We start from the raw sequence: 17,062 nt of genomic DNA on the forward strand, positions 1-17,062 counted from the left end.
TCCCGCCGAGCCACGACCGGCGGATGAGTCTTGCAGGGATCAGATGGCGGAAAATCGGTTTACGGCCGCGGACGCGGCGTTCCGGGCAGGACGTACGGACGAAGGCGTCGCCGCCATGGTGGCGGAGCTGGAGCGCGATCCCAATGCGCCCGCAGACATCTATCGGGCCTTTCTGCGCATCCTGGCCCGTCGCGGGCGTTATGCCCTGGGCGAGGTCTGGGGGCGGGTGGCCACCGAACGGTTCCCGCGCGACAGCGAATTCTGGAACCTGCTGGGCATCAGCCTGCGGCGCCTCAACCGCCACGAGGAAGCCCTGAAGGTTCTCAACCAGGCGATCAAGCTCGACCCCAAGGGCGATACGGCCCTGACCAACAAGGGCAATGTCCTCAACGACCTGAAGCGCGGCCCCGAGGCCGTGGACGTGTTCTCCAAACTGGTCCGCAAGACCCCGTCGAACGCCGAGCTGCAGCGGGCGCTGGGACGGGCCTACTGGTTTTCAGACATTCCGGCCAAGGCCGAGCAACGCCTCCGCCTGGCGGTCAAGCTGCAGCCCAACTATCCCGACGCCTGGCTGGACCTGAGCGCCCTGGTCGCCGACGAACGGGGCGAGGTCGAGGCCGTCGAGCTGCTGCGCGAGGCGGTGGTCGCCTGCCCGCAGGCCCAGAAGCCCCAGGAAGCCCTGTTTGTGATGCTGCGGCGCGGGCGCCGCCTGGACGAGGCCCGTGCCTTCCTGGCCGAGGTGTTGGAGAAGGATCCCAATCAGGCCTGGGCGCTGCAGTATATGGGCCAGCTGCTGGGCGACACCGATCGCGCCAAGGCGCTGGACTATCTGCGCCAGGCCCTGGTCCTGGAGCCCGACAACACCACCTTCAAGCTGAGCCTGGCCGAGAGCCTGTCCCGCGCCCGCCTCGGCAACGAGGGTGAGACCATGGAAGAGGCCTACCAGATTATCCGCAAGATCGCGGGTGATCTGGAGCTGGACGCCGGGACCCTGAAAGTCACCGGCGACATCCTGAACCGGCTGGGCGACTTCGACACGGTCGACGCCATGGGCGACGTGTCCAAGCAGGGCGGCGTGCTGGTGGACGCCGGCCGCCATACCGGATTGCTGGCCCAGTTGGGCCGCGTCCGCACCCCCGAGGATCGCCACGTGCTGGTCGCCCTGCACAAGCGGTGGGGCGACAACGTGCTCAAGGCGGTCGCCAAGCAACCGATCGACAGGCCCAAGCCCCGCGCGCCTGACGGCAAGATCCGGGTCGGCTTCATGTCCTCGGACCTGCGCCAGCACCCGGTGGCCTATTTCGCCCTGCCCCTGTTCGAGCACTACGACCGAGAGCGGTTCGAAATCTACTGCTACTCCTGGTTCGAAGGGGCGGAGGACCCGCTCCAGAAGAAGATCTCCGACAACGTCACGGCCTTCCGCTGGCGCCCGCAGATCACCGACCGGCAGGCGGCCCAGATGATCGCCGACGACCAGCTGGACATGCTGATCGAGTTGGGCGGCACCACCCATATGAACAAGTTGATCGTCATGGCTTTCCGCCCCGCCCCACGGCAGGCGAGCTGGCTGGGCTATCCCCACTCGGCGGGCCTGACGACCATCGACGACTTCATCCTGGATCCCTATGTCGCGCCGGAAGATCCGAGCCTGATCCTGGAATCGCCGCTGCTGATGCCGAAGTCCTGGATCGCCATGGGCGAACTGGCCTTCCCCGAACGGCCGATCACCGAAGGCACGCCGGAATCCCGCAACGGCTTCCTGACCTTCGGGACCGCCAACAACCCCTACAAGTACTCCAAGGAGATGATCCGGACCTGGGCCCAGATCACCGCCGCTGTGCCGGGGGCGAAGTTCATGTTCGTGCGCCCGGAATGCGGGTCGCCCAGCTTCCGGACCAACATGATCGCGCAGTTCGCCGAGGAAGGCGTGCCGGCCAACCGGATGCGGTTCGTCGAGGTCCGCGGCAAACACATGCCGTTCTACAACGAGATCGACATCTCCCTGGACACCTTCCCCCAGACCGGCGGCACCACCACCTGCGAGGCCCTGTTCATGGGGGTTCCGGTGGTCAGCCTGGTGGGTCCGGCGGTGTTCGAGCGCCTGAGCTATTCGATCCTGACCAATGCTGGCCTGGGCGACCTCTGCGCGTTTGACGTTGAGGGCTACAAGGCCGCGGCCCTCAAGCTGGCGGGTGACCCAGAACGCCGGGCCGCGCTGCGGACCGGCCTGAGGGCCACGCTGAAGGCTAGCCCGCTTGGCCAGACCGAACAGTTCGCCCGCGACTTCTACGCGATGATCGAGGGCGCTGTGACCGGCAAGCCGGCCTAAGCGCCCTGCGGCGGTCCCTGGTAGAAGCCCGCCGAGCTCAACAGGGTCTCCAGCACGGTGCGCATGTCCTGCGGCTCGACGCCCAGGCCGCGCAGACGGGTCACGTCGCAGACGGGCGGGGCCGGCGGCGCGTCCTGCCCGGTGAGCACCAGACGCCAGCCGTGGCGCGCGAACAGGTCGACCAGATCCTGGTTGGAGATGTTGCGGCCGGCCGCGACATTGACAATCCGGGCGCCGCCCCTGGCCTCCAGCCGGATCAGCCCCTCAAGGGCGTCGTCGACCAGCACATAGTCGCGCGCGCCGGCGGGGGACGAGGCCAGGACGATCTCGCGCTCCCGGCGGGCGCGGCGCATCAGGTCGGGCAGGAAGCCGCTGGCCTCCTCATCCAGGGCCAGGACATTTGACAGCCGCGCGACGGCGGCCCGCCCGCCAGACCAGGCCAGGCACAGGTTCTCGCCCAGGGCCTTCGAGAGGTCGTAGACATTGCGCGGCTGGTGGGGATCCAGGGCCAGGACCGCATCCTCACGCCCCATGCCATCGACTTGCGAATCATAGACACGGGTCGAGGACAGATAGACCAGCCGCTCGAACCGCCCCTCGCGCAGCAGACGCGTCAGCAGCGAGACGTGGGCCTCCACCGTGTCGAAGGGCCGGACCATGAAGTCGCCGGTCAGGCCGGCGCAGTAGAAGACCCGGCCCAGGTCCTCGGGCAGATAGTCCGTCGCATGACGGTCGGGAGCGAGAACCTCGTGGCCCTCGGCCCGCAGCCGGGCCGCCAGCCGCGCCCCGATAAAGCCGCCTGCGCCAATGACCGTGAACCGGCTCACGCGCCGCGAGATCCGATGCGCTTGGCCGGGACCCCGGCATAGATCGAATAGGGCTCCAGCGTCCCACGGACGACGGAGCCGGCGGCGATGACGCAGCCCTTGCCGATATGGGCGCCGTCCAGCACCACCACCCCGGCGCCCAGCCAGACGTCATCCTCGATCACGATCCCGCCCCGGCTGGGCTGGAACCCTTGGTCGCGGATGCGACGGGTGGTGTCGCCGAACGCGTGATTGGTCGGCGCCAGGGTGCAGTTGGCGGCGATCAGCACCGCATCGCCGATGCGCACTCCGTTGCCGGTATAGATGACGGTCCCGGAGTTCAGGGCGCAATCTGCGCCGATGATGACCTCACCCGAACCGCCGGCCGGTTTGATCTTCACGAAGGAGTCCACCAGGGTGCGGGCGCCAATCTCGATCAGGGTTCCGCGCACGGACCGTTCGATATCAGCCAGGGGCGAGACGGTCGCGGTCGGGTCGATCTTCAGCATCAGACAGGCACCCTAAAGCACTTTCGAGCCGGTTCGAAACATCAGAGACCGATGGGCGTCTAGATCTGCACGCCCTGTCCGCCTCTCACCCCTGGGCCTTGAAGTCCGGATAGGTGGCGTCGCGCTCCGAGATCATCACCGGGGACGCGGGCCAGCGAATGCCGAAGGCCGGATCGTTCCAGCGCACGCCCTGGCCATGGCCTGGCGTGAAGATCTTGTCGATCTGGTAGATCACGTCCGTGTCCGGTTCCAGGGTCAGGAAGCCATGCGCCACGCCCGGGGCGATGAGGAAGGCGCGGGCGTTGTCAGCGCTGAGCTCGACACCCGCCCATCGTCCAAAGCTCGGGCTGCCGGCGCGCAGATCCAAGGCGACGTCGAAGATCCGCCCGCGCGTCACTCGCACCAGCTTGGCCTCTTCGTGCGGCGGGGGCTCATAGTGCATGCCCCGCAGGGTGAAGGGCCTGGGATTGCGGGACAGACTGGTCTGGACCGGCGCAAAGGGCCATCCGGCCGCCTGGAACTCTTCCGGACAATGCAGACGGGCGAACGCCCCGCGATCGTCCACCGCCGGCTCAATGTCGACGATGGCCACCCCGGCAAGCTCCGTGGGCGTGAACCGCATCAGTCGAGCACGCGGGTCTCGGGCGAGGCGATGACAAAGCGGCCGCCCCAGTCCCGGATATAGGCCAGCTGCTCCATGATCTCGTCTTTGAGGTTCCAGGGCATGATCACGACGTAGTCGGGCCGGATCTCCTTGATGCGCTCAGGCGCGTGGATCGGCACGTGGGTGCCCGGCAGGTATCGGTTCTGCTTGTGCGGATTGGCGTCGAAGGACGCGACGATATCCTGCGTGGTCACGCCACAATAGTTCAGGAAGGTGTTGCCCTTAGCCGCTGCGCCATAGGCGGCGACCACCTTGCCCTCGGCTCGCGCCTTGGCCAGGAAGGCCAGGAAGCTGGCGCGGACGGCCTCCACGCGCTCAGTAAAGCCGCGATAGGTGGCGAGGTCCGCGAGGCCAGCGTCGGCCTCCCGAGCGCGCAGTTCCCGCAGCGCCTGGGTCTCTGCGTGAGCCGCATCCATGCGGCAGCTGAACAGTCGCAGGGAGCCGCCATGGGTCGGCAAGAGCTCGACATCGAAGGGGCGCAGGCCATTGGCGCGCAGCACCTTCTCCACCGCCAGCAGCGACAGGTACGAGTAGTGCTCGTGATAGATGGTGTCGAACTGGACGAGGTCGATCAGGTTCAGCAGGTGCGGGAACTCGAAGGTCAGCACCCCTTCCGGCTTCAGCACGATGGGGAAGCCGGCGACAAAGTCCCCGATGTCCGGCACGTGGGCCAGGACGTTGTTGCCGGCCATCAGATCGGCGGCCACGCCCTCCCCAGCCAGGGCGTGGGCCGAGGCGGCGTTGAAGAACATGACCCGCGTGGGCACGCCCCGCTCGATCGCCGCCTCGGCGGTGTTGGCGGTGGGCTCGACCCCGAGCACCGGCACACCGAGCGCCTTGAAGTGCTGGAGCAGATAGCCGTCATTGCTGGCGACCTCGACCACCAGGGACTGGGGCCCAAGACCGAAGCGGGCGGTCATGGCCTCGGCATAGCGCTTGGCGTGGGCGACCCAGCTGGGCGAGTAGGACGAGAAATAGGCGTAGCCGTCGTCGAAGATATGTTCGGCGGCGACGGGGTCGTCGGCCTGGACCAGGAAGCAGCTGCCGCAGACGCGGGTGCGAAGGCTGTAGGCGCGCTCGGTCCCGGCCTTCAGCTGCGCCTCGGTCAGGTAGGCGTTGGCCAGGGGCTGGTCGCCCAGATCGACGAAATCGGTCGTAAGCGGGGCGCGACAGAAGCGGCAGGCGGGAGCGTTCATCGGATGCTTTCGTAGCGCTCGATCTGTTCGAAGCAAAGGCTTCGGGCGTCCTCGCCCTCGACCTGGCGCCGATACCAGTCCATGGTCCAGGTCACGGCCTCCGGGGCCGGCAGCAGGCTCTCAAAGCCGAGGCGCGCGCGGGCCTGGCTCGCATCGATGCCCAGGGCCTTGGCCTCCAGAGAATTGGGGTCCGGTTCATGCCGCCAGGCCGGCGCGCCAAGGGCGGCGGTGGCCTGGGTGGCCAGTTCGCCCACCGTGACCTCGCGGCCGCCGGGCTTGGGACCGAAGTTCATCGCGGTGGGTGTGTCACGCACCGTGGCGAGGTCTTCCAGATAGACCAGGTATCCCGCGACGCAGTCGAGGACGTGCTGCCAGGGCCGGGTCGCCTCCGGGTGGCGAAGGACGGTCTGAGCTTGGACCCGGCCGGCGCGGACAATGTCGGCCACCAGGCGATCCGCCGAATAGTCGCCGCCGCCGATCACATTGCCGCCGCGCGCAGTGGCCAGAGGCGTGCCCATCTGGGCGTAGAAGCTCTTGGCGTAGCTCTGGACCACGATCTCCGTGGCCGCCTTGGAGGCGGAATAGGGATCCTTGCCGCCCAGGGCGTCGGTCTCCACGAAGGCCCGGCCGGTCTCGGCGTTGGCGTAGACCTTGTCGGAGGTGATCACGAGCACGGCCATGAGGGCGGGCTGGGACCTCAGGGTCTGCAGCAGGTGCGCCGTGCCCATGATATTGGCGGCGAAGGTGCCGACGGGGTCCTGGATGGACGTCCGGACGATCGGCTGGGCGGCCATGTGCAGCACGAGGTCAAAGGTCTGACCCGCGAGCGCCGTCTTCACGGCGGCTTCATCCCGAAGGTCAGTGAGGTGCGAGGTGACGCCCTCGCCCACCTGGGCCTGGTCGAACAGGGCCGGGGTCTGGTCCGGGGGCAGGGCGAGACCGGTGACCCTGGCGCCCATGCGCGTGAGCCAGAGCGCCGCCCAGCCGCCCTTGAAGCCGGTGTGGCCGGTCAGCAGCACGGACTTACCGGCCCAGAACGCCGGCGACGGACGCCTCACGACCACAGCCGCCAAGGCGCCTGGCCGCTCGCCCACAGAGCTTCCAGCTGGTTCTTGTCGCGCAGGGTGTCCATGGCGGCCCAGAAGCCATCGTGGTGGCGGGCCATCAGCTGGCCGTCGCGGGCCAGGGACTCCAGGGGCTCAGCCTCGAAGGGGATATCGTCGCCGGCGATGCGGCTGATCACCTCGGGCTGCAGCACGAAGAAGCCGCCATTGATCAGGCCATTGTCGCCCGGGGGCTTTTCAATGAACCGCTGAACCGCGCCTTCGACGATCTCGAGGGCGCCATAGCGCCCGGGCGGGGCGACCGCCGTGACCGTCGCCTGCCGACCGTGGGCCACGTGGAAGTCCGCCAGCGCCTTGAGGTCCACATCGGCGACGCCGTCGCCATAGGTCATGAAGAAGGGCTCGCCTGGGGTGAGGTAGTTTGCGACCCGCCGCAGCCGACCACCGGTCATGGACTCAGCCCCGGTATCCACAAGGGTGACCTTCCAGGGCTCGTGGTTGGTGGAGTGATAGCTGAGGCTGCCGGCGGCCAGGTCGACGGTCAGGTCGGCGTTATGCAGGACATAGTTGGCGAAGTACTCCTTCACCACATAGCCCTTGTAGCCCAGGCAGACGACGAAGTCGTTGAAGCCGTAGTGCGAGAACAGCTTCATGATGTGCCACAGGATCGGCCGGCCGCCGATCTCGATCATGGGCTTGGGCCGCAGGTGGCTTTCTTCCGAAATCCGGGTGCCGAGGCCGCCTGCGAGAATGACCGTCTTCATGGAAAGTGCTCCAGGCGTTAGGGCGTGACAACCGAGGGGGAAGGTCGGCCTCAGCGGCCATCACGCTCTACACGTTTAGATCAGAGCTGCGCCTCCCGGCGAATGCGCTCATTCGTCGGGAGACAGCTCTAGGCGATGCGCTTGACGAAGGCGTCCGGCCAGTAGGTGACGCGCTCGGTCACCGCGCCCTCATTGAAGGGCCACTTGGGCTCCTCGACGATGAAGCGGGGATCCTCGGCCACAAAGGCGTGGACGGCGGCCTGCGGGTTGTTCCAGTCCCAGTCCTCGGCGGTGCGCGGCCCGCCCTTGACCAGGGCCATGACACCGTCGGTGGCCACGACATAGGAGCCGACCTCGATGAGTTCGCCATAGGCTCGCAGTTCGTCCAGGACGTGCTGCTTGGTGTGGTTTGAGTCCAGAACCACCAGCACTTTCTCGCCTGGCTTGATCAACGCCTTGACGCTGTCCAGCACCTCGGGGGCGGTGGACGAGCCCTCAATCAGTTCGATGCGCTTCTTCATCGGGTGGGCCTCGATGGCCGCGCGGTTGTGGGGTCGGATCTCGATATCGACGCCGATCACGCGGCCATTGCCCATGGCCTCGAACAGGGAGGCGTAGAAGATCAGGGAGCCGCCATGGGCGACACCGGTCTCGACCAGGACGTCAGGCTTCAGATCCCAGATCACCTCCTGCAGGCGCACCATGTCTTCCGGGAGCTGGATGATCGGGCGACCCATCCAGCTGAAGGCGTAGACATACTTCGCGTCCCAGGTGGCGCGCAGCCAAGCCCGGGACGCGGCCGCGAAGCCTTCGCTTGTGGCCAGGCTGTAGCGGGTTTCGGTCCCGCCTGACTTGACGGTGACTTCGCCGGTCTCGTCGTCGATGATCGTGATCAATGGATCGTCCCTGGAGGAGTTGGGCTCAAAGGCTGCATATGCGCCAGCGGTGAAGCCGACTTATAAAGCCTTTGCGTTCGGGTTGAAGTGTGAAGCCGCCCGGCGAGGCCTACGGACGAGGAGCATTTGATGGGGATCGGCCGCGAGCGGATCGATTTCGTTGTGGTGGGCGCCCAGAAGGCGGGCACCACGGCGCTGTTCGACTATCTGTGCGAGGATCCGAACATCTTCCTGCCGCCCGAGAAGGAGGTTCACTTCTTCGATGACGAGGCCCGGGATTGGGCGTCAGGCGACTACAGCGACTACCATCGCAGGTTCGAGCTCCAGAGCGGAAGGATTTGCGGCGAGGTGACGCCGATCTACATGTACTGGCCGCAGGCGATGGAGCGAATCCGGGACTATAATCCCGATATCCGCGTCATCTGCCTGCTTCGGGATCCGGTTGAACGGGCCTGGTCCCATTGGCGCATGGAGACGGCGCGCGGGGCCGAGGATCAGTCGTTCAGCTCGGCGATCCGTCGCGGGCGCCAGCGGCTTTTCGAGACCGATCCCTGGGGGAGCCACCGGGTTCATTCCTATGTCGAGCGCGGGTTCTACGCGGAGCAGTTGGCCAGAATCTTCGGGCTTTTTCCGCGCTCACAGGTGCTTGTATTGGAGAACGACGCCCTGGAGACACACCCGCAGGAAACCCTGGGGTGCTTCAACGCCTTCGTCGGAGCCTCGGCTCCGAGGCCTCGGCAAAAGCGCCGCGTGCATGTTGGGCGCGCTGTCGGTGAGATGCCTGAGGAGGATCGCGCCTATCTGTCTGGCGTGTATGCCGGCGACCAAGCGCGACTCGCGGCGCTGCTAGCTCAGACGGGATGATCGGGCGAGTCGAAATCTCGCCTGAGGCGCGAGATTCGCTTTCGTCAGAAGGAACTCTGGTTTAAGGTTGACTGTCAGCCTAGCTCTCCATGGCTGTGTCGCTTTGGCCGGGCGTTGGATTTGCAGAATCCGCGTCCGGCCTTTGTGTTTTTGGAGCTCCGCCAGGATTGGCGTTGAGGTGGCGACAGCCGGGGGCGGCGCGTCTTAGTCCAGCCATTTCGAGCGAGATGTGGGCGATGGGGGAGGTCCTCAGGCTGCTAGGGCGGCTGCGCCGGCCGGCGGGCGGCGAGGAGGTCTTGCACGGGGCTATGGGACTGCGTCCAGGAGGGCGAGAGGCCGGAGAGAGGCACGGGGGCCTGCGATCCCGGCTTCCCGGCAGGTCAGTTGTGGCGCCGCGATAAGGCTCTGGCTCGCAATCAGATCCAAGCGCGCGAGCCGGGACGGAGCGGATAGGTTCAAACGAAATGGGGCCGCTCTTGCGAGCGGCCCCACACGTCTAGGTCAGACTTGCCGTGGTTAGGCGACGAAGTCCGTAGAGGCGACGGCAGCCACGCCGGTGAGCTTCACCGCAGCGTTGACCGTGTTGGTGGCGCCGACGTCGGCGAACACGAAGGTATCTGCGCCAACCTTCACCGCAACGATGTCACGGTTACCATTGGTGATCAGCTGCGTCGCGTCGGCCAGAGCCTGAGCATAAGTGCCCTGGCTGATCGAGGCGAAGTTCGAAGCGGTACCAGCGAAGCCGAACGACACAGTGTCCGTTCCAGAGACGAAATCGGTGATTTCGTCATTGCTGCCAGCCACAGACGAAGAGTCGCCCGCCGCGAAGGTGAAGCGGTCGGCACCTGCGCCACCGGTCACGACATCGACACCAGTGCCGGCAGCAATAGTGTCGGTACCGTCACCACCAGTGATGGTCTCAGCACCGGCGCCGCCGGTGATGTTGTCGTTGCCGTCGCCGCCGTTCAGCTTCGAGGCACCGGCACCGCCGGTGATGGCGTCGTTACCCGCGTCACCGTTGATGACATCCGCGCCGCCGCCGGAAGTGATGGCGTCGTTGCCGTCGCCGCCGCTGATGGTTTCACCACCCGCACCGCCGGTGACCGCGTCATTGCCGGCGCCACCAGAAAGGCTAGCCGAGCCAGCGCCACCGGTGAGTTGGTCGTTGCCGTCGCCGCCAACGAGGGTAGCAGCACCACCGCCGCTCGCGAGGGTGTCAGTACCGGCCCCACCGTCGATGATGTCGGCGCCGCCGCCACCATTCAGGTTGTCGTTGCCGTCTTCGCCGTAGATCGAGTCGCCTTGGGCGCTACCGGTGATCTGGTCATCGCCGAGGTTGCCGTTCAGGAAGCCGTTACCAGCGGCGCCGGTGCCAACGATGGTGTCGTTGCCTTGGCCGCCGAGGATGGTGTCGGACTCGCTGGCGCCAGCGCCGCCGGTGAGGCTGTCGTCGCCGAGGTTGCCGTTGGCCCAGTTCGAGCCGGTGCCGACGGTGATGTTGTCACCATCTTGACCGCCGTACAGGCTGTCGGAACCCGTGCCACCGTCGATGGTGTCAGCGCCCGCATTGCCTTGCAGGGTGTCGGCGCCGCCGGCGCCCAGCAGGCTGTCGGCGCCGGCGCCACCGAAGATGGAGTCGGCCGAGCTGCCGCCGGCGGTGATGGTGTCGTTGCCATCGCCGAGGTCAACGGTCTTGGCGCCGCCGCCGCTCAGATCGACCGAGTCGTTGCCAGCTTCACCGGCGATCGTGTCGGTGCCGGTGCCAGCGGTGATGCTGTCGTCCCCGAGGTTGCCGTTCAGGTTGTCATTGCCGCCCGAGCCGTCGATCTGGTCGTTGCCTTGACCACCGATCAGGGTGTCGGCGCCCGTGGTGGTGGCCGAGGTGTCGGAGCCGACAATGGTATCGTTGCCGAGGTTGCCGTTCACCCAGTCGGAACCGCCGCCCGCAGTCAGCGAGTCGTTGCCTTGACCACCGTAAATGGAGTCGTTGCCCGTGCCGCCCGACAGTTGATCGTCGCCGCCGTTGCCCTGGAGGACATCAGCGCCGCCGGCACCGTCGAAGGTGTCGTTACCAGCGTTGCCGAAGTAGGCGTCGGCAGTGCTCGAGGCGGCAGCGCCGGTGTCAGCACCGGCAGAACCGATGACCAGCTGCGAGTTCACGTCGGCGAACACGATGTTCGCGACGTTGACCGCGGCGGTGCCTTGGATGGTGTTGTTGAAGGCGACGGTACGACCGTTGTAGGTCAGGGTCGTAACCGCCGGGTCCGAACCCGAAGCCGCGACGAACGCGACAGACACGTCGGTGGCCTTAGACCCCGCCGTGGTGAAGACGAGCGTATCAGTCGCAATGTTGAAGCTCAACGCCTGCGTCGGAGTGATCGTCTCGAAAAAATAGTTAGCCATGCTTCTCTCCAGTCATGTGTCACACGGACCCCCGAAACGCCTGGCCACCATTCACGCGAATGGAGCGGTCCCAGCGGTCCATACCTCTACGCACAGCGGAGCAATGGCAGAGGTTAAATGAGCCCGAGGAAGAGGTATCGGAACCGCGGAAAATGCGCAACAGCAAAAACAACTGCTGAACGCCTTCCCACCGGATTGCCCGACAGCTCTTTGTCACTGTTCCTTCAAAGCCGAACCGATTGTGTCGGTGAACGGACTGATGACGTAGGACAGCACGGTCCGGGAGCCGGTGGTGATCATGGTCATGGCGGGCATACCCGGTGTCAGCTTCGCGCCGGCCGGAAGCTTCGCCAACTCCTTGGGCGAGATCTTCAGATCAACCTTGAAGTAGCCAAAGCCGGACTTGTCGTCGGTGAGCTGATCCGCGGACACATTGGTGACCTCCGCATCAAGCGGCGAGACCTTGCGATAGTCGAAGGCCGTTAGGCGCACCTTGGCGGTCATCCCGGGATGGACGCTGTCGATGTCGTCCGGCTTGATCCGGGCGGTGATCACCAGGGGGGACTTGTCCGGCACGACCGTCAGGAGCAGCTCGCCGGCGCCGATGACGCCGCCCACCGTATGTTGGGTGAGGTCGAGGACGTACCCACTGTCCGGCGCCCGGATGATCGTACCGTCGAGCGTCTGTTGGGCGGCGGCGAGCCTCGGCCCCACATCGGCCAGGCCGGTCTGCATCTGCCGCATGCCCTCGGCGGCCTGTGAGATCCGCTCGTCGCGAATGGTCATCAGCTGCGAGCGGGTCTCGCCCTTCAGCTCACGCAGGCGGTTGATCTCCGACAGGAGCGCCCCTCGGCGTCCCGCTGAGTCCGACAGCGTCCGCTGGTAGCGCAAGATGAGGGTCTTGGGCGCATAGCCCTTCTCATAGAGCGTCTGATAGCCAGCCAGCTCCTCACGCGTGAGCGCGATGGTCTCGTCGACGGCGTCCAACTGGGCTTGAACGCCGCTGATCTGGCTGTCGATCTGCACCATCCGCTGCCGCAGCACCTCGGTCTGGCTCTCGAAGGTCTGAAGACGCGAGGAGAACAGGAACTCCTGATCCCGGATCGCCATGGCGACCCTGGGATCGGAAATGCGGGTCATCAGACTGGCGGGAAACGCCACGGACCGGCGATCTGTCGCCTCGGCCTGAAGCCTGGCCAGCTGGGCCGTGAAGGCGTCGTACTGGTTCTGCAGGATGTCGACAGCGGCCCGCGCCTGAACGTCATTCAGCACCATCAAGGGCTGGCCCGCGACAACATGCTGTCCCTCGGCGACCTGGATCGCCTTCACAGTGCCGCCTTCGCGGTGCCTGACAACCTTGCGGCTGGCCTCGACCCGCACCACGCCAGGAGCCGCCACTGCGCTCGTAATCGGCGACACGGCGGCCCAGCCGATCATGCCGATGACAAAGACGCCAACCACCAGGGAGCCGGCGCCGATGGCCTTGCGGACGCGCTGGTCGAGGTTGGGATCCAGAACCTTGTCCGACAGTCTGCTGATCGCCGGAACCCGGGACTTCAACGTATCGAGATCGAGTTTCACCGGGATCCCTCCACAGCGCGAACCGGCTGGGCTTGGGTCACCCGAGCCCACACCGCGTCACGGGGGCCGAACATGTCCACGCGCCCGTCCCGCAGCACCAGCATCTTGTCGGCGGCGCGGAAAATGCCCGGCTTGTGGGATACGACGACGATCGTGCAGCCATGCGCCTTCATCACGTCCAGGCCCGCGAGAAGCGCCTCCTCCCCTTCGGCGTCCAAACTCGCATTAGGCTCGTCCAGCACGATGAACTTGGGATCGCCGACGATCGCCCGCGCAAAGCCCACCCGCTGCTTCTGCCCGGCGGAGAGCGCCTGCGCGGCCTCGCCGAGCTCAGTGTCATAGCCGGCCGGCAAGCGCAGGATCAGTTCGTGGACCCCCGCAATGCGCGCCGCAAGAATAACTTCGCTGTCAGAAATATCGGGCCGGAAGCGGGCGATGTTGTCCCGGATCGTGCCGGAGAACAGTTCTGTGTCCTGCGGCAGATATCCAACGTTCTGGCCGAATTCGGCGCGGTTCCAGGAATATATGTCGGCGCCGTCCAGGCGAATGACGCCCTGGCTTGGCGCATTGATTCCCATCAGCAGCCGCGACAGCGTGGACTTGCCCGCCCCCGACGGGCCGATGACGCCCAGCATCTCCCCGGCCTGCAGAGAGAAGTTGACGCCCTGAAGGATCAGACGCCCGCCGCCGGGCGCGACATAGCTCACCGACTCGACGGAGAGCTGGCCCTTCGCCTTGGGCAGTTGAGTCGTCTGGGTCTCGGGCTTGTAGATCTCGAACAGCTTCATCAGCCGGTCATAGGCCCGCCATCCCGTGGTCAGGCCGTCCCAGGAGCCCACCAGGCGCTCGATGGGCTGCAGCGCGCGCGCGGCCAGGATCATGTTGGCGAACAGCAAGCCCGAATGGATCTTGCCCTTGATCACCAGGTAGGCGCCGATGGCGATGATCAGCACCTGCACGCCCTGGCGCGCAAACTTGCTGACATTGGACAGGACGCTGGCGATTTCGCTCGCGATCGAGCTTTTGTCCATCGTGACCTGGCGAGAAACGCTCCAGCGCGCCGCGAGCGCCGGGACCATGCCCATGGCCCGCACCGCCTCGCCGTTCCGCAGGGCCGCGTCGGTGAAGCCATAGCTCTTCAGAGCGGCCTCGTTCGCTTCACCCAACAGGGGCCGCGTCACCGCGTCCTGCAGCAGGGTGACGAACAGCAGGATGGCCGCGCCGACCAGTGACACCACCCCAACCAGCGGGTCGATGACGAACAGGATCAGCATGAAGACCGGCATCCAGGGCAGGTCGAAGAAGGCCCCGAACGGGGCGCCCGTCAGCATCTGCCGGAAGGTGTCCAGGTCGCGCAGGGCCTGAGAGCGCAGGGCGGGATGGCCGCGCACCACGCCTTCGAACAGGGTCGAGAACACGTCCTTGGACACCTGGGCGTCCAGTTGCGCGCCCCAGGCCACCAGCACCTTGGCCCGGTAGTGGTCGATGACGCCCGACAGGATGAAACAGAAAATCACGCCCGTGCTGATCACCAACAGGGTCGGAATGCTCGAGCTCGACATCACCCGGCCGTAGATCTGGTAGGTGTAGATCGGCAGGGCCAAATACAGCAGGTTGGAAACGAGACTGAACCCGAAGGCCGCGGCCAGCGGCGTGTAGCCGAGCTTTATCGCCCGCGTGAGCGGATTGTCGGGCTGGTTGGCCATCGGATTGAGAAGTTTCATCAGCGGGTCACCAACCTAAACCACTTGCAGACAGCTGTTCGCCCACCCAACCGCACCACAGGACCAGCCCGCGCGCCGCCGTTGAACTCCGCCGCTGCAATCAAGCCCTGTACGCTTTTAAGGGGGGGTTGACACTTGGTCTTGGGACGAAATTATGTCAATCGCCTGCTCGCGCCGGCTGAATTCGTCGCGCCTGGAGGCCGCCTGGCGCGGGGATCTGTCCGAAGCGCCCGCTGAATCGAAATCTGCAGACAATCGGCGAGTTTTCCGCGTGAGCCAGGCCCGCATCGGCATCATCGGAAGCTGCGTGACGCGGGATCTCTGGCCGCTGGCGGACCAGGCCCCAAAGCACCTGAGTTACGTGGCGCGGACAAGCCTGCCGAGCCTCCTGTCACCGCGGCCTCCCGGGCTGCATCCGGCCGAAGAGCCGCCGCCGCCGCTGAAGCGCCAGCAGCACAATGCGCTCAGGGCCGACATTGAGAAGACGGCGCTGGCGACCCTGGTCGCGTTTCGCCCCACGCACCTGATCTTCGACTTCATCGATGAGCGGTTCGACCTGCTACAGGCCGAGGGCGGCCTCGTCACACGCAGCTGGGAACTTGAGACGAGCGGCTACATGGCCGCCAGCACGGCGACCTTCACCCGCATACCGCGCCTCTCGAGCGGCTGTGATCGCCTGTGGAATGACGCCGTGCGCGAGATGGCCGCCGTCATCGCCCTCAGCCCGCTGAACACCTGCCAGATCATTCTTCACGCCAGCCGCTGGGCGCATACCTACCGCGACGCCCAGGGCGCGCTCCAGGCCTTCCCGCCTGAGGTGGAGATCCTGCCCAGGGAAACCGCGAACATCCGCGAGCAAAACGACCTACTCGCCCGGTATGAGGCTCGCTTCCTGGCCGCCTTCCCCGCGGCCGCGATCGTGCGCAGCGACCTCGGCCAGGCCGATGAGGCGCACCGGTGGGGCTTAAGTCCGTTCCACTATGTGGACGCCTACTATGAGGACATCCGCGGCCAGCTGGCTCGGCTGGGCGCCGTCTAGACGCGCCTGGCCTATCCGCCCGGAGGATTGCGGGCGGCCCAGTGACCAAGGGGTGTCTGGCCCGTGGCGGCGAGTTCCGGATGGGCGACAAGATAGGCGCTGGTGTGTAGCCCCGGCGCGCTCTCGCCGACCCGCCAGGCCCCGCCCCAGAGATAGTCGGTCAAGGGATCAAGCCCCTCACCAGAGGTTCCCCCCTTGGCGACATGGGCGCCCCCATCGAACCAGGGTCCCGGCGACAGCCCCGCGTCGCGGCCACGCCAGGCGAAGGCCGTCAAAGCCTCCTGCCCGGCGAAGTCAGGATAGGTTCGCGCGAACCAGGCGGGATCGAAGAGCGGATTCGGCTTCAGGCCGCGCGCCGAGCCTTCCAACAGGAAATGCAGCAGCGGATTGGCCGCAACCTCCCCGCCCAGCTGAGACGCATAGTAGGCCGGTTCGAACAGGGGATGCGGGCTGAGCCCTGAGGCGGCCCCGACGCGAAGGAAGTGGGCCAGAGGCGCTTCCCGGGCGCCGAAGAGGTCCACGGCCTGGGTGAGATAGTGATCCGTTCGGAACAGCGGGTGCGGATCGAGTCCGGCGAAGGCTCCGATACGCATGTAATGCTCAAGGGGGGTAAGCCCCGTCTCCCCGAGATCGATCCGATTGTGCTCAACATAGAAGCGGGCGTTGAACAGGGGATGCGGATCGCGCAGCTCAGCGCCGCCTTGCAGGATGTAGTGGACCAGGGGGCAGAGCCCCGCGGCGGCCACATCGGGATAGCGCTCAAGATAGAAGGCCTGGTCGAACAGGGCGTGGGGCTGGGCGGTCGGATCGACGCCCCGGCCGACATAGGCCGCGATCGCCGAGACCTGGCGCCCGCCGGATAGCCAGAGCCCGGACGCCGCCACCACCAGGGGCCCACCACCCAGCCGGACCACCAGCTTCTCGGCGCGGCGGCGATGGCGATTGCGTCGGGCGGGCCGCTGCCCGGATATCGCCTGGGCTCGCCAGTGCGCCAACGCGCCGACCCGCGCGCGGGCCTCAGCCTCGCACCGCGCCGCCAGAGCATCCATCAGGGCGGCGCTCAGCCGCGCCCGGGTCAGGGCTTCGTCGCTCTGCGCCCGCTGCACCTTGGCCCGCAAGGCCGCCTGGCGCGCCGTCAAGGTTTCGATCTTCTCCTGGACGCTCTTGGGCCAGGCGTTCAGCGCCCGGGGCGCGGGGTCGGGACTGGACATCGGACTTGTTTC

The 17,062-nt window shown here is 66.4% G+C and carries 14 protein-coding genes; 3 read left to right on the plus strand and 11 right to left on the minus strand.

What is annotated here, in order from left to right; translation table 11 throughout:
* The first annotated feature begins 43 nt into the window (after positions 1 to 43).
* The gene (locus ACFQ27_RS08760) at positions 44 to 2,329 is read left to right on the plus strand and encodes an O-linked N-acetylglucosamine transferase, SPINDLY family protein (protein ID WP_374342978.1); all 2,286 of its coding nucleotides are present in this window, start codon (positions 44 to 46) and stop codon (positions 2,327 to 2,329) included.
* Here ACFQ27_RS08760 and ACFQ27_RS08765 read toward each other — a convergent pair.
* The 7 genes from ACFQ27_RS08765 to ACFQ27_RS08795 all read right to left on the minus strand — a co-directional run bounded on the left by ACFQ27_RS08765 (position 2,326) and on the right by ACFQ27_RS08795 (position 8,228).
* Complete coding sequence (locus ACFQ27_RS08765; protein ID WP_374342980.1) at positions 2,326 to 3,156, minus strand: NAD-dependent epimerase/dehydratase family protein; 831 nt, start codon at positions 3,154 to 3,156, stop codon at positions 2,326 to 2,328. The genes ACFQ27_RS08760 and ACFQ27_RS08765 overlap by 4 nt on opposite strands.
* Positions 3,153 to 3,644 carry an acyltransferase gene (locus ACFQ27_RS08770; RefSeq protein WP_377353303.1) on the minus strand — a complete coding sequence of 164 codons (492 nt, stop codon included), beginning with the start codon at positions 3,642 to 3,644 and terminating at the stop codon, positions 3,153 to 3,155. The genes ACFQ27_RS08765 and ACFQ27_RS08770 overlap by 4 nt, the downstream gene beginning before the upstream one ends.
* An 85-nt stretch (positions 3,645 to 3,729) precedes the next feature.
* Positions 3,730 to 4,266 (minus strand): dTDP-4-dehydrorhamnose 3,5-epimerase family protein, encoded by a 537-nt coding sequence (locus tag ACFQ27_RS08775; RefSeq protein WP_377353304.1) that lies wholly within the window; start codon positions 4,264 to 4,266, stop codon positions 3,730 to 3,732.
* Entirely contained in the window at positions 4,266 to 5,504 is a 1,239-nt protein-coding gene (locus ACFQ27_RS08780; protein WP_377353305.1) for a methyltransferase domain-containing protein, read from the minus strand. Before ACFQ27_RS08780 ends, ACFQ27_RS08775 begins: the two co-directional genes overlap by 1 nt.
* On the minus strand, positions 5,501 to 6,562 hold the full coding sequence (rfbG, locus tag ACFQ27_RS08785) for a CDP-glucose 4,6-dehydratase (protein ID WP_377353307.1): 1,062 nt from the start codon (positions 6,560 to 6,562) through the stop codon (positions 5,501 to 5,503). Before rfbG ends, ACFQ27_RS08780 begins: the two co-directional genes overlap by 4 nt.
* Complete coding sequence (gene rfbF / locus ACFQ27_RS08790; protein WP_377353309.1) at positions 6,559 to 7,332, minus strand: glucose-1-phosphate cytidylyltransferase; 774 nt, start codon at positions 7,330 to 7,332, stop codon at positions 6,559 to 6,561. The genes rfbG and rfbF overlap by 4 nt, the downstream gene beginning before the upstream one ends.
* A 128-nt stretch (positions 7,333 to 7,460) precedes the next feature.
* Positions 7,461 to 8,228, minus strand: coding sequence for a cephalosporin hydroxylase family protein (locus ACFQ27_RS08795; protein ID WP_377353310.1), 768 nt, complete (start codon positions 8,226 to 8,228; stop codon positions 7,461 to 7,463).
* Between the two features lie 129 nt (positions 8,229 to 8,357).
* Between ACFQ27_RS08795 and ACFQ27_RS08800 the strand changes: the two genes are divergently transcribed.
* Positions 8,358 to 9,092 (plus strand): sulfotransferase domain-containing protein, encoded by a 735-nt coding sequence (locus ACFQ27_RS08800; protein WP_377353311.1) that lies wholly within the window; start codon positions 8,358 to 8,360, stop codon positions 9,090 to 9,092.
* A 516-nt stretch (positions 9,093 to 9,608) separates the two neighbouring features.
* Here the strand turns inward: ACFQ27_RS08800 and ACFQ27_RS08805 are convergent.
* From ACFQ27_RS08805 to ACFQ27_RS08815, 3 genes are all read right to left on the minus strand, one after another.
* Positions 9,609 to 11,495: a beta strand repeat-containing protein gene (locus ACFQ27_RS08805; protein ID WP_377353312.1), complete on the minus strand. Its 1,887-nt coding sequence runs from the start codon at positions 11,493 to 11,495 to the stop codon at positions 9,609 to 9,611.
* 213 nt (positions 11,496 to 11,708) lie between these two features.
* Complete coding sequence (locus tag ACFQ27_RS08810) at positions 11,709 to 13,076, minus strand: HlyD family type I secretion periplasmic adaptor subunit (protein WP_377353313.1); 1,368 nt, start codon at positions 13,074 to 13,076, stop codon at positions 11,709 to 11,711.
* On the minus strand, positions 13,073 to 14,800 hold the full coding sequence (locus ACFQ27_RS08815; protein ID WP_377353314.1) for a type I secretion system permease/ATPase: 1,728 nt from the start codon (positions 14,798 to 14,800) through the stop codon (positions 13,073 to 13,075). The genes ACFQ27_RS08810 and ACFQ27_RS08815 overlap by 4 nt, the downstream gene beginning before the upstream one ends.
* Before the next feature lie 271 nt (positions 14,801 to 15,071).
* Between ACFQ27_RS08815 and ACFQ27_RS08820 the strand changes: the two genes are divergently transcribed.
* Complete coding sequence (locus tag ACFQ27_RS08820; protein WP_377353315.1) at positions 15,072 to 15,839, plus strand: DUF6270 domain-containing protein; 768 nt, start codon at positions 15,072 to 15,074, stop codon at positions 15,837 to 15,839.
* Between the two features lie 11 nt (positions 15,840 to 15,850).
* On the opposite strand, the gene ACFQ27_RS08825 is transcribed toward ACFQ27_RS08820, so the two are convergent.
* On the minus strand, positions 15,851 to 17,050 hold the full coding sequence (locus ACFQ27_RS08825; RefSeq protein WP_377353316.1) for a hypothetical protein: 1,200 nt from the start codon (positions 17,048 to 17,050) through the stop codon (positions 15,851 to 15,853).
* Between the last annotated feature and the right edge of the window lie 12 nt (positions 17,051 to 17,062).

The sequence above is a fragment of the Phenylobacterium conjunctum genome (genome assembly GCF_042679085.1).
In the GTDB taxonomy this organism is placed as follows: domain Bacteria; phylum Pseudomonadota; class Alphaproteobacteria; order Caulobacterales; family Caulobacteraceae; genus Phenylobacterium; species Phenylobacterium conjunctum.

Excerpts from the sequence above, each read along its gene's own strand:
- ACFQ27_RS08775 (WP_377353304.1), bottom strand. The coding sequence starts at position 4,266 with ATGCGGTTCACGCCCACGGAGCTTGCCGGGGTGGCCATCGTCGACATT.
- rfbF (WP_377353309.1), bottom strand. The coding sequence starts at position 7,332 with ATGAAGACGGTCATTCTCGCAGGCGGCCTCGGCACCCGGATTTCGGAA.
- ACFQ27_RS08825 (WP_377353316.1), bottom strand. The coding sequence starts at position 17,050 with ATGTCCAGTCCCGACCCCGCGCCCCGGGCGCTGAACGCCTGGCCCAAG.
- ACFQ27_RS08815 (WP_377353314.1), bottom strand. The coding sequence starts at position 14,800 with ATGAAACTTCTCAATCCGATGGCCAACCAGCCCGACAATCCGCTCACG.
- ACFQ27_RS08770 (WP_377353303.1), bottom strand. The coding sequence starts at position 3,644 with ATGCTGAAGATCGACCCGACCGCGACCGTCTCGCCCCTGGCTGATATC.
- ACFQ27_RS08780 (WP_377353305.1), bottom strand. The coding sequence starts at position 5,504 with ATGAACGCTCCCGCCTGCCGCTTCTGTCGCGCCCCGCTTACGACCGAT.
- ACFQ27_RS08800 (WP_377353311.1), top strand. The coding sequence starts at position 8,358 with ATGGGGATCGGCCGCGAGCGGATCGATTTCGTTGTGGTGGGCGCCCAG.
- ACFQ27_RS08760 (WP_374342978.1), top strand. The coding sequence starts at position 44 with ATGGCGGAAAATCGGTTTACGGCCGCGGACGCGGCGTTCCGGGCAGGA.
- ACFQ27_RS08805 (WP_377353312.1), bottom strand. The coding sequence starts at position 11,495 with ATGGCTAACTATTTTTTCGAGACGATCACTCCGACGCAGGCGTTGAGC.